The 12,505-nt window shown below is 62.9% G+C and carries 11 protein-coding genes; 8 read left to right on the forward strand and 3 right to left on the reverse strand.

All coding sequences use genetic code 11. From position 1 onward, the window contains the following. Window positions 1-102: 102 nt before the first annotated feature. Together HWX91_RS04470 and HWX91_RS04475 are read right to left on the reverse strand one after the other, a co-directional pair. Window positions 103-1,191, reverse strand: a complete 1,089-nt coding sequence (locus tag HWX91_RS04470; RefSeq protein ID WP_028198943.1) for a porin — start codon at window positions 1,189-1,191, stop codon at window positions 103-105. 559 nt (window positions 1,192-1,750) lie between these two features. Further along, on the reverse strand, window positions 1,751-2,284 hold the full coding sequence (locus tag HWX91_RS04475; protein ID WP_042276309.1) for a hypothetical protein: 534 nt from the start codon (window positions 2,282-2,284) through the stop codon (window positions 1,751-1,753). 554 nt (window positions 2,285-2,838) lie between these two features. Between HWX91_RS04475 and HWX91_RS04480 the strand changes: the two genes are divergently transcribed. The 8 genes from HWX91_RS04480 (at window position 2,839) to HWX91_RS04515 (ending at window position 11,232) form a co-directional block, all read left to right on the forward strand. Continuing rightward, on the forward strand, window positions 2,839-3,867 hold the full coding sequence (locus HWX91_RS04480; RefSeq protein WP_028198941.1) for a bile acid:sodium symporter family protein: 1,029 nt from the start codon (window positions 2,839-2,841) through the stop codon (window positions 3,865-3,867). A 285-nt stretch (window positions 3,868-4,152) separates the two neighbouring features. Next, window positions 4,153-6,006, forward strand: coding sequence for an EAL domain-containing protein (locus tag HWX91_RS04485; protein ID WP_028198940.1), 1,854 nt, complete (start codon window positions 4,153-4,155; stop codon window positions 6,004-6,006). A 199-nt stretch (window positions 6,007-6,205) separates the two neighbouring features. Next, window positions 6,206-7,192: a LacI family DNA-binding transcriptional regulator gene (locus HWX91_RS04490; RefSeq protein WP_028198939.1), complete on the forward strand. Its 987-nt coding sequence runs from the start codon at window positions 6,206-6,208 to the stop codon at window positions 7,190-7,192. Beyond that, window positions 7,189-8,460 carry an AGE family epimerase/isomerase gene (locus HWX91_RS04495; protein ID WP_028198938.1) on the forward strand — a complete coding sequence of 424 codons (1,272 nt, stop codon included), beginning with the start codon at window positions 7,189-7,191 and terminating at the stop codon, window positions 8,458-8,460. The genes HWX91_RS04490 and HWX91_RS04495 overlap by 4 nt, the downstream gene beginning before the upstream one ends. A 5-nt stretch (window positions 8,461-8,465) precedes the next feature. Beyond that, window positions 8,466-9,383 (forward strand): carbohydrate kinase family protein, encoded by a 918-nt coding sequence (locus HWX91_RS04500; RefSeq protein WP_028198937.1) that lies wholly within the window; start codon window positions 8,466-8,468, stop codon window positions 9,381-9,383. 207 nt (window positions 9,384-9,590) lie between these two features. Continuing rightward, a complete protein-coding gene (locus HWX91_RS04505) occupies window positions 9,591-9,821 on the forward strand; it encodes a hypothetical protein (protein WP_028198936.1) in 231 nt (76 codons plus the stop codon). A gap of 61 nt (window positions 9,822-9,882) precedes the next feature. After that, window positions 9,883-10,128 carry a hypothetical protein gene (locus HWX91_RS04510; protein WP_028198935.1) on the forward strand — a complete coding sequence of 82 codons (246 nt, stop codon included), beginning with the start codon at window positions 9,883-9,885 and terminating at the stop codon, window positions 10,126-10,128. 132 nt (window positions 10,129-10,260) lie between these two features. Then, a complete protein-coding gene (locus HWX91_RS04515; protein ID WP_028198934.1) occupies window positions 10,261-11,232 on the forward strand; it encodes an ion channel in 972 nt (323 codons plus the stop codon). A 30-nt stretch (window positions 11,233-11,262) separates the two neighbouring features. Here the strand turns inward: HWX91_RS04515 and HWX91_RS04520 are convergent, their stop codons facing one another. Continuing rightward, entirely contained in the window at window positions 11,263-12,378 is a 1,116-nt protein-coding gene (locus tag HWX91_RS04520; protein WP_028198933.1) for a porin, read from the reverse strand. Window positions 12,379-12,505: the final 127 nt, after the last annotated feature.

Below are 12,505 nucleotides of genomic sequence, written 5' to 3' on the forward strand. Positions count from 1 at the left end.
GTGACGTTACGTTTAGTCGCGTGTCAGTGCCCGTGTCAGCAGGCAACCGGTATGGCGTCCGCGGCATCCGCTCGCGGACGCCGCCCGCCTCGACCAGGACGCCTAGAACTTGGCGCGCAGGCCGACGCCGTACGTGTCGCCGCTCGACTGGCTGCTGATCTTGTCGTACATATAAGCCGCGTAGATATCCGTGCGCTTGGACAGCGGGTAATCGTAGCCAATCGATGCCGTCTGGCGAGTCTGGTTCAGGCCGCCGCCGTCGCGCGAATAGGCATACGACGCCATCACCGAACCCGGGCCGGCCGGCACCGTGACGCCGCCCTGACCCGTATTCACGTGCCAGCTCGAGATGGTCTGCTGGTTGTACGTGTACATGTACTGGCCGTAGAACTTCACGAACTTCAGGTCGTACGACACGCCGGCTTGCGCCACGCTCTGGCTCTTCAGACCCGGAACGCCCGACGTATTGAAGCTGCCGAGGTCGCCCGGCACGCTGTTGAAGTTCACGTACTGGTACACCGCGGTCGCCGCGAACGGGCCGTGGAAGTACAGCACCTGGCCGCTCCACTTCTTCGCGCCGTTCTGACCCGCTGTATTGCCGAGCGCGTACATCGCGGTCGCGGTCAGGCCGTTGAAGTTCGGCGACGAGTACGACACCGCATTGCTCCAGCCCGAGTCGCCCGTCACGCCCTGATCGGTCGTGTAGGTCGGGAACGTGCCGAGACCCAGATACGTGTGAGCGATGATCGGCGAGAACACGTACGAGTCGACGAACGGGTTGAACAGAATCGTCGACACGAACAGCGGCGTGGTCAGGCGGCCTGCCGTTACCGTGCCGTACGGCGATTCGATACCGACGTACGCGTTACGCGAGAACATCGTGTCGCCCGTGAAGCGGCCGTACTGGCCGTTCTGCGCGAGGAAGAAGCCTTCGAGTGCGAAAATCGCCTTGTAGCCGTTGCCCAGATCCTCAGCCCCCTTCAGGCCCCAGTACGACGTCGACATGCCGCCGCCGGACACCTGGACCGCGGTCTTGTTGCCCGGGAATTTCTGCGCACCGACCCACTCGTCGACCTGGCCGTAGAGTTGCACGCTCGATTGTGCAAAAGCAGACGAGGCACTGGCCAGCAGAGCGGCACACGCAGTTGCCTTGAGGGTGGTCTTCAGCGCACGGCTGATGCTTGTTTTCATGGGTTCTCCTGTCTTTGTCAAAAGGGGTGTGGCTGTGCGAAAGGGGGCGCTCGCGCGAACCGTTGTTGTTGTCCGTTCGATCATCGAGTCAATCTGGGCGAGACCATCTTTGCGGACCATTTTTATGGACAAAAATATCGTGGGTTATTGCGGGTATAGCGTTCTGATTAGTTTTGTCATTTATCAGCCTGATAAAGCCGGCGCGGCGGGTGCCCTCATCGCGTCGCGGCGGACTTCGCGGTTCGGCGCAAAGCGTTACTGAGACTGAGCCTGAACGGTTGATAACGGCCCAGATGTCAGGGGGATGACGCGCCGCGCCAAAATCGACCGAATTTGACAACGGGCTGCGATTTGCTGCCGGATGTTTTCAAAAAAGTGTGGCGTCGAAACGTCACATTGACAGGGGGCTTTGAACAGTAGTGGCGTGTAATCCCGCAGTAAGCCGGTTTGATAGCCGGAGATACGGGTTTCACGGTGGGAACGGGGAAAGTTCGGTGGGAGGAAAAGCGCTGTGGAAGCACCTTGAGCGCAGGCGACGAACCCGACGCCCACACGGTGATCAGTTACGGTACGGACCTTCCTGCTGACGTGGGTCATCCCCCGGACGCTGCATAGCGCGCGCGGCGCCGCGCTCTTCGTTATACCGGGCGACGTCGGCGCGAATCGAACCGGTGCGAATCGGTGCGTTAGGCGGTGGCCGCGGCACCCCGCGCGATTCGGCGCTGACCGGTGTGATAGCGTCGGCGTACTGCACACCGCCGCGGCCGTCGTTGGGGTATCCACCCGGGCCGGCCACACGGCGCATACCCGGGTTGTAGGCGCCAAAGCCGTTACCGTAGCTGCCGGCGAAGTTCGCGCGGCCACGTGGCAAGCGGGCGTTACTGTCGGCCACGCTGGTGCGAGGCTGTCTGACATTGGCGGCGCCATGGTAGTAGCCGCCGTTGTGCGCGTCGCCTCGCATTGCGTGGCTAAACACCGCATGCGAACCACCGCCGCCGTGCGGCATGCCCGGCACTTTTGCGCAGGCGAACGAGCACAGCGCGGTGATAACCGCGCCCAATGCCCAGTGCTTCGTTCTCGACAACCCGTCCACCAAGTGACTCACATGCCCGAAGACCTGCCTGAAGCCCATCGTTCGAGCTGCGATGGACCTGTTCTGGGATCGGCGCAAGCGCTGCATCTCTGCTGCGGCGCGGGGCATCCCGATGGCCTTTGATCAGTAATTTATGGTTGCGGGCAAAGGGTGTCGAGCCAAAAAGTGTTAGGCCTCGACGGCTGTTGTAACACCTTGTTACTGCGACGTTTTTCCGCGACAGAGCCCTTGCGCGAAAGCATTGAAACAGCTTGCTGAAACGGCTGTCCCGAGATCCGCTGAAGGTGCTTTCGCATGACGAATCCCCCGCGGATTTCTGGCCGGATTGTCAAAACGGCAGTGGACCAAACCGATGCGCTCGCCAATACTGCAACTGACCGTGAGCATGGACTGAGGCGCACCGATCCCGCGTTCTAATGCGCAACGCTCATTAATCGATTCGGCAAATGAATTTGCATATTTAATCGGTTTTTAGCAACAATAGGCGTTTTTCATAGCTTGAGTCGGGCGCATCCGCGCGCCCGCTTTCCGCATCACCGAATCGAGATTCCGCCATGGCTCGCCCGAAACTGCTTCCCGACAATTTCACCCTGTGCCTTGTAAGCACCGTGATCCTCGCCAGCCTCCTGCCGGTCCACGGGCAGGCCGCTGTCGGATTCAACTGGGTGACGAATGTTGCAGTGGGCCTGCTGTTTTTCCTGCACGGCGCCAAGCTCTCACGCGAGGCGATCGTAGCGGGCGCGACGCATTGGCGTCTGCATCTGGTCGTATTGCTCAGCACGTTCGCGCTGTTCCCGCTGCTCGGTCTCGCGCTTAAGCCGCTCCTTTCGCCACTTGTCACGCCGGCGCTCTATGCGGGGGTCCTCTTCCTCTGCACGCTGCCGTCGACGGTTCAGTCGTCTATCGCGTTCACCTCGATTGCCAAAGGCAACGTACCGGCCGCCGTATGCAGCGCGTCGGCCTCGAGCCTGCTGGGCATCTTCATCACGCCCGCGCTCGTCAGCCTCGTTGTCACCAATCAGGCGGCAAGCGGCGGCGCCTCGCCGTGGCATACGGTAGGCAACATCGTTCTGCAATTGCTGGTGCCGTTCGTGGCCGGACAACTGCTGCGCCCGCTGATCGGCAAGTGGATCGAGCGCCACCGCGGCGTGCTGAAGTTCGTCGACCAGGGCTCGATCCTGCTGGTGGTGTACGGAGCATTCAGCGAGGCCGTGAACGAAGGCCTGTGGCACCAGATCCCGTTGTCCGCGCTCGGCGGACTGGTGCTGATCAGCGTTGTGCTGCTCGCCCTCGCGCTGGCCGTGACGATCGTGGTCAGCAAGCGGCTCGGCTTCGACCGCGCCGACCAGATCACGATCATCTTCTGCGGTTCGAAGAAAAGCCTCGCTGCCGGGGTGCCGATGGCCAAAGTGATTTTCGCCGCGCATGCGGTGGGTGCCGTGGTGTTGCCGCTGATGCTGTTCCACCAGATCCAGTTGATGGTGTGCGCCGCGCTCGCGCAGCGCTGGGGGGCTCGCGACATGAGCAGTGAAACCCGCGCCGCATCGCGCGAGCGGGCCGCCGCCGCCGTCGCGCGCCGTTGAATACGCGCGCAATGCAAACAGGACATTCATAAGCGCCCTCCCTGAGCGTCATTTGAAGAAAGCCGCCTTGTGCGGCTTTTTTGTTATTTCACGCTCAAACGCCGCCGCTGTCGCCTCAGCCGGACGGCATAGGCAAAGTCCTGGCCGCGGCAAAACCAGACGGCAGCGAGCCCGCTGCCGAAACTGGCCGGCGCACCACGCCGGTGCAACGCTTCACTAAAAGTTCACTTAATTCCGTGCCGGATAGGTCGATAAGTCATAGGTCGATCGCTACGCCTAACTGCCATGCAACCTCGTTCGCCCTCCCGATCCGCTACGCCGCGCATCGAGGAGTTGATCGCCCGGCGTGATCTGTCCGCCGTATTCCAGCCGATCATCGATTTCGACGGCGGCGCGATCCTCGGCTACGAAGGTCTGATTCGCGGGCCGTCCGGCACCTCGCTCGAAGCGCCGTTCGCACTTTTTTCGCAGGCGCTCGCCGAGGGCTGCACGCTCGAGCTCGAGCAAGCCGCCGCACGCACCTGCATCGACGCGTTCGCGAAGCTCGATGTCGACGGCAAGCTGTTTCTCAATTTCAGCGCGGGCGCGATCCGCCGGCTGGCCGAAGCACGCGACGACACGCTCGCGCTGCTGCGCCATCGCGGCGTCGATCCGCACCGGATCGTGATCGAGCTGACCGAGCAGAGCACGATTCTGGACGTCGCCAGCTTTGTGCCGGTGATCTCGGCGCTGCGCACCGAGGGCGCGCAATTCGCACTCGACGATTACGGCACCGCGAACGCCAGCATGAATCTGTGGGTGCGCCTGCAACCGGACGTCGTGAAGATCGACCGATTCTTCATTCACGGCATCTCCAGCGATTCGCTCAAGTTCGAAGCCGTGCGCGCCATGCAGCACTTCGCCAACGCGAGCGGCGCACGGCTCGTGGCCGAAGGCATCGAGGACGAAGCGGATCTGATCGTGGTGCGTGACATGGGGATCGGTTGCGGCCAAGGCTTTTTCTTCGGCCGCCCCCATGCGCAGCCGTCCCGCAGCGTCACTGAGGACGCCCGAGACGCGCTGCTCTCCGGCCACATCGCCGTGTTCCCGGAAACGACGCGCACGGTGAGCAGCGCATCGCCGTCGGGCGGCATGGCGTCGGCAAAGATGATGGTGCATGCGCCCGCCTTACCGCGTCACGCCACCAACAACGACGTGCTCGAGCTATTCAACCGTCTGCCCGATCTGCACGCGGTGGCGGTGGTCGAGAACGACGAACCGGTCGCGCTCATCAACCGCCGCAGTTTCATGGACCGCTACGCGCTGCCGTACCACCGCGAGCTGTTTGGCAAGCGGCCCTGCCTGCAGTTCGCGAACGCATCGCCGGTGATCATCGAACAATCGATGACCGTCGAGCAAATGGCCAAACTGCTTGCCAGCGACGACCAGCGTTACCTCGCCGACGGCTTCGTCATCACCGACAAACACGGCAAATACGCCGGTCTCGGCACCGGTGAGAATCTGGTGCGCGCGGTCACCGAGGTGCGCATCGAAGCCGCGCGCTACGCGAACCCGCTGACCTTCCTGCCGGGCAACATCCCGATCAGCTCGCACATCGGCCGCCTGCTCGGCAACGATGCCGGTTTCTACGCCTGCTATGTCGATCTGAACCACTTCAAGCCCTTCAACGATCAGTACGGTTACTGGCAAGGCGACGAAGTGCTGAAATTCGCGGCCGCCGTGCTCGCCGACGTGTGCGACCCGACCCGCGACTTCCTCGGCCACGTCGGCGGCGACGACTTCCTGATCCTGTTTCAGAGCGAGGACTGGAAAGATCGCGTGCTGCGCGCGATTCACCTTTTCAACGAAGGCGCCCAGCGCTTCTATGCGCCCGCCGACCGGCTCGCCGGCGGCATCCACGGTGAAGACCGGCGCGGCAATCCGACCTTCTTTGGCTTCGTGACAATGGCGATCGGCTGCGTACGCGTCGAGTCGGACGGCGGTCCGTCGTTGTATAGCAGCGAAGAAATTGCGTCTGTCGCGGCGCTGGCGAAGCGGCGCGCGAAGCACGAGGCGAGCGGTTTCGTGCTGATCGAGGCGGATGAGAGTGTGGCCCTGCTGCGCGGACAGGCCGACGTAGCGGCGATGTCTTTCGACTGAGTGCGCGGACGCGTCAACACCAGGATTGACGCGTTGTTTAGTATTTTTACTAAACAACATAAATCAGACCAACGCCCTTAGCTACGGGTATTTACGGGGGCGCATCGACGGTTTATGAGGCGGTTTTAGCGATGTTTTACTATACAATCGCTCGAACCCAAACACCGTACGGTCGCGCCGCCCGCGGCCGCTTCACTCGATGGCTACAACCATCCGCGACGTCGCCCGCGCGGCCAGCGTGTCGATCGGCACCGTCTCACGCGCCCTGAAGAATCAGCCCGGCCTGTCCGAGGCCACTCGCGAACGCGTGATCGAAGCGGCACGGCAGCTCGGTTACGACGCCGCCCAGTTGCGTCCCCGTATCCGCCGTCTGACTTTTTTGCTGCATCGTCAGCACAACAACTTCGCCGTCAGCCCGTTCTTTTCGCACGTGCTGCACGGCGTTGAAGACGCGTGTCGCGAACGCGGCATTGTCCCTTCCGTGCTGACCGCCGGTCCGACCGAAGACGTGATCCAGCAGATGCGCCTGCATGCGCCGGATGCGGTGGCGATCGCCGGTTTCGTTGAGCCTGAAACGCTGACCACGCTGGTGGCCATGCAGCGTCCGCTCGTGCTGATCGACCTGTGGGCGCCCGGCCTGCGCTCGGTGAATCTCGACAACGCCGGGGGCGCCACGGTCGCCATGCGGCATCTGTTCGAACAGCAGCGCAAGCGCGTCGCGTTCATCGGCGGCTCGCTCGCACACTTCAGCATTGCCCAGCGCGCGCTCGGTTACAGGCGAGCGTTTTTCGAAGCGGGCCTGCTGTTCGACCCCTCACTTGAGGTCACGATCGACGCCGGCCTCGATCCCGCCAGCGGCGCGGCGCGCGCGATGCACCAACTGCTCGACGCGCCCGGCCCGCGGCCCGATGCCGTGTTCGCCTACAACGACGCCGCGGCGCTCGCCGCGCTGCGCACGTGCCTCGTGCGCGGCATCCGCGTCCCCGAGGACATCGCGATCATCGGCTTCGACGACATTCCGGCCGCCGCGCATGCCACGCCGCCGCTGTCGACCATTTCGGTCGACAAGGAAGCGCTTGGGCGGCGCGGCGTCGAGTTGCTGCTTGAAGATGCCCCCCTTGAACTCGAAGTCCACTTGCCCGTCCATCTCGTTGCCCGTGCCAGCACTTTGGTAAAAACGCCATGACGCAATCCGATCTGCCTCACTCCGCCAACGGCGCCGCCGCGCCGCTCGTCGAGAGCTTCCGCAACCGCGACTTCCTGCTCTCGCATGTGCAGGACACGCTGAAGTTCTACGCGCCGAACGTGCTCGATCCGAGCGGCGGCTTCTTCCATTTTTTCCGCGACGACGGCTCCGTCTACGACAGGACCACGCGGCACCTGGTGAGCACGTGCCGCTTCGTCTTCAACTATGCGATGGCCTATCGCCAGTTCGGCGATCCGCAACATCTCGAGTACGCGCGCCACGGTTTGCGCTTCCTGCGCGAAGCGCATTGGGACGCGCAACACCAGGGCTACGACTGGGAACTCGAATGGCGCGACGGCCGCAAACGCACGCTCGACGCAACGCGCCACTGCTACGGCCTCGCGTTCGTGCTGCTCGCGTACTCGCATGCGGCGATGGCCGGCATCGAGGAAGCGAAACCGATGATCGGCGCAACCTTCGAGTTGTTGGAACACCGCTTCTGGGACGCCGCCGCCGGCCTCTACGCCGACGAGGCGACAGCCGACTGGCGCGTCAGTTCGTACCGCGGCCAGAACGCGAATATGCACACCACCGAAGCGCTGCTGGCCGCGCACGAGGCGACCGGGCATCTGGTCTATCTGGATCGCGCGGAACGGGTGGCGTCGAACATCACCCTGCGTCAGGCGAAGCTCTCGCAGGGTCTCGTGTGGGAGCACTTTCACGCGGACTGGTCGGTCGATTGGCATTACAACGAGGAAGACAGCTCGAACATCTTCCGTCCGTGGGGCTTTCAGCCCGGGCATCAGACCGAGTGGGCCAAGCTGCTGCTGATTCTGGAGCGCTATCGTCCGTTGCCGTGGCTGCTGCCGCGCGCCATCGAGTTATTCGACGCCGCCATGACGCACGCCTGGGACGAAGATCACGGGGGCCTCTATTACGGCTTCGGCCCGGATGGCACCGTGTGCGATCACGACAAGTATTTCTGGGTTCAGGCGGAGACGTTCGCCACGGCGGCGCTGCTCGGAAAGCGCACCGGCAACGAGCGTTTCTGGGACTGGTACGACGAGATCTGGCGCTACAGCTGGGCGCATTTCGTCGATCACAAGTATGGCGCGTGGTACCGCATCCTCACCTGCGACAACCGTAAGTACAGCGACGAAAAGAGTCCCGCCGGCAAGACCGACTATCACACGATGGGCGCGTGCTATGAGGTGCTGGCGCACGCACTGCCTGACGGCGCGGCCGCTGGGTCCGAATCCGCGGAGTAAGCACAATGAGCAACCTGAACGCGAACACTGACTTCCCCCTCTTCGTCTCCGCCGGCGACATCCTCACCGATCTCGTGCGGACCGGCGCCTCGCAATGGCTCTCGCGCCCGGGCGGCGCGGGCTGGAACGTCGCGCGCTGCGTGGCGCGGCTCGGTTTGCCGACGGCGAGCGCCGGCTCGCTGGGCGTCGATAACTTCTCGGACGACCTGTGGAACGCGAGCATTGCCGCAGGGCTCGACATGCGCTTCATGCAGCGCGTGGAACGGCCGCCTCTGCTGGCGATCGTCCACCAGACGCATCCGCCGGCGTATTTTTTCATGGGCGAGAACGGCGCCGACCTGGCCTTCGATCCGGCGCGCCTGCCGGCCGGCTGGATGGAGCACGTGAAGTGGGCACATTTTGGTTGCATCAGCCTCGTGCGTCAGCCGCTCGGCGATACGCTGGCCGCCCTGGCCGCCGAGTTGCGTTCGCGCGGCGTGAAGATCAGTTTCGATCCGAATTACCGGAACCTGATGGAGCACGGCTACGAGCCCACATTGCGGAAAATGGCCGCGCTGGCCGACCTGATCAAGGTGTCGGACGAGGATTTGCGGATGCTGTTCAAGACGGACGACGAGGCCGGCGCGCTTGCGCAGTTGCGGGCCATGAATCCCGCCGCTACCGTGCTGGTGACACGTGGACCGGAGACGTCCATGTTGATCGACGGCGCCACAGTGGTGGAAGCCCGGCCGCCTCGGGTCGAAGTGGTCGATACCGTGGGCGCCGGGGACGCGTCGATTGGTGGGCTGCTGTTCAGCCTGATGACCGCGTCGCAGCGGGCATGGCCGGAGCATCTTGCCTTTTCGTTGGCAGCGGGCGCCGCCGCTTGCCGCCACGCCGGCGCGCATGCGCCTTCATTGGACGAGGTGGTGGCGCTGCTGTAGTGTGTTTGCCTTGTAAGGCGCGTAGGGTTGCAGATGCGGCGGTAAGTGCGGCGATAAGTGCGGCTGTAAGTTCGATGGAAAGAGCGTCGGCGAATGCAATGGTAGACACCGGCTGCAAAAAATCGAGCGCCGTGCGCGCGATAAACCGAACCGCGATCATCGTGCTAGGATGAAAAAAACCACCCCTTTGGAACAAGGAGCGTTGCCATGGAGGACATCACCTACACCAAAGGCATCTACACGGCCACCGCGTCGATAAGAGAAGTACAAAGCGACACGTGGCAGGGCCTCGTCACCCTTTCCCGCGACGAAGGCGAAGCCAGCGCCGACCAGGAAACCACGGTCTACGAGGTCGAGGCCACGTCGTCCACGCCGGAGGAAGCGCTGGAGGAAGCCAAAGCCCTCGCCCACCGCATCCTCGGGGAGATCGAACTCTAGGCAACCCGGCGCCGCGCCCATCGCACGGCGCCTTTTGCGAATCAACCGGCTGGAGGCGAACATGGCTGAACAGCTCTTCCTCTACGGCGTGTACTCGATTCACGTCCGCCCTCTCGAACTCAGCGGTGCGCGCTGGGATGCGGAATACGAAATCCGGCATCGCGAGAAAGCCGTCAAGTCGTGGACCACCGTGGGCGGTGACAACGGCTATGCGGATGAAACCGAAGCCATCGCCGCAGCGCATCAGCAAGCCGTCGACGACATCGAACACGGCGCCGGCATTCCGAAGCCGCGAGCCTTTCCGTAGAGTCACTTGCCGCAGGCGCGTCGAGCGCCGGGCAGCGCCACCTCCATCGCCCCGGCAGCGCGCTGAAAATCCCCCGCCGCGCGCTAACCGGCGTGCTACGCTTTGCGCGTTTTCCATCTTCACGAGCACGCGATGGCGACTGACTCACCCGACCGTCTTTCCAGCATCGGCGACGACGAAACGGCTGCGCCGAGACGTCGTGCGCGCGGCAGCCGGGAAATGCGCCTGGACGATCGCGTCGTGGTCACGCACGGCATGCCCACGCCGCTCTGGCAGGATCTCTACCACCGCGCACTGGTCGTGCGCTGGCCGACGTTCTTTGTCTCGCTCGCGGTTTTGTTCCTGCTGCTCAATACCGTGTTCGCGTCGCTCTACATGCTCGGCACGGCGCCGATCGCCAATCAGTTCCCAGCGGGTTTCGGCGGCGCGTTTTTCTTCAGCGTCGAAACGCTCGCCACGGTCGGTTATGGCGACATGCATCCGCAGACTGTCTACGCGCATTGGATCGCGACCCTGGAAATCTTTGTCGGCATGTCCAGTATCGCGTTGGCGACGGGGCTGATCTTCGCGCGCTTTTCACGCCCGCACGCCAAGATCATGTTCGCCCGCTACGCGATCGTGCGGCCGCTCGAGGGCCGCATGACGCTGGTGGTGCGCGCCGCCAACGCGCGTCAGAACGTGATTGCCGAGGCGCGGGCGAACCTGCGCCTCTTGCGGCTGGAAACCACCGTCGAAGGCTTTACCTTGCGCAAGCTCTACGACCTGACGCTGGTGCGCAATCAGCACCCGGTGTTCAAACTGGGCTGGAGCCTGATGCACGTCATCGACGAAAGCAGTCCGCTATTCGGCGAAACCGCCGAAACGTTGAAAGGCCGGGAGGCATCGCTGTGGCTCACGCTTGAAGGTGTCGACGAATCGACCTCGCAGACCATGCAGGCGCGTCACATGTGGTCTTGCGAGCAGATCCGCTGGCAGTACAAGTACGTCGACATCATGCATGAGGAAAACGGCGTGAGTCACATCGACTACTCGCATTTCAACGACGTCGTGCCGCTCGATCCGGCGCCTGTTGCCGCGCCGGCGGCGAAAGCCCCTGCATCGTAAGCCGCGCGGCCTCCGGCTGAATCGCTTCCGTCAGAACTTGTGGCGAATCCCCACCACGCCCACCACCTGAATCTTCGAGCTCGACGGATTGCTGATCCCTTCAATCGCTGCCACCGTATTCGACGACGAGCGCTGATAGATCGCGTTCACATACAGATCGGTGCGCTTGGACAGGTAGTACTGCACGCCCGCGCTGGTTTGCAGGTAATGCACGCTCGGCTTCGCGCTTTGCGTCGTATTGACCTGCGTGTATGTTTCGCCGATCGCGAACATCACGGCCGGCGTGAAGCGGTAACGGAAACTGCCTTCGTAGTTGTTGAAGCGCTGTGACGCACCGGTTTGCAGATTGAACAGCGAGGTGGTGTACAGCATCCCGAACGTCGCATTGCCGAAGTCGTACGTACCGGCCGCGCCCCAGATCTGCTGTTTCGTGATGCCCTTCAGGAAAGTGAAATAGTTGTCCGACGGAATCGCACCGGTCGGATCGAGCGCCGGGTTATCGAGCACCACATACGCGACACCCAGATGCAACGGACCGTGCGCATAGGTGCCGCCGACGCTCCAGCTGCGGTTCGCCGCGAAGTTGGTCGCATTGGAGAAACCGTACATCGCATTGCCCTGAAAGCCCGCGAAATTCGGCGTCACGTACTTCACCGAGTTGTCGGTGCGAAACGAGTTGTTCAGGTCGTCGGTGTCGAACGGATGCAGCGCGTACTGCGTGAGCGACGTGCTCGCGCCAATCTGCAACGGCGCCAGCGAATCCTGTGCGGCATTGTACTGGCGGCCCATCGTGAAAGTCCCCCAGCGCTGGTTCGACAATCCCACCCACGCCTGACGGCCGAACATGCGGCCGTTTGCGCTCGCGGTGCCGGTCTCGATATTGAAGCCGTTCTCCAGTTTGAAGATCGCCGTGGTGCCGCCGCCCAGATCCTCCGTGCCCACCATGCCCCAGCGCGTGCCCTGTTCGTTGCCGCCGGTCGCCTGCCAGGTCGTGCTGCCTTTCTGGTTACTTGTGTAGGTGATGCCTGAGTCGACGATGCCGTACAGCGTCACGCTCGACTGCGCCATGGCGTTGCCCCCCGACACCGCGAGCACCGCACCCATCGCCGTACCTGTAAGCGCCATCACCAGACCTTTGCTGTTCATCTGCATTTCCTTGATATGAGTGTGTGAAACCGTCATGTCGAAGCCGATCGCTTATGGCCTGCTTGCCTCGACAATTTTGTTTTATTGAATAAAACAACGTATCGTTTATTATTCGAAATGCAAAATT

The organism is Paraburkholderia fungorum (assembly GCF_902833645.1).
Classification (GTDB): Bacteria; Pseudomonadota; Gammaproteobacteria; order Burkholderiales; family Burkholderiaceae; genus Paraburkholderia; species Paraburkholderia fungorum.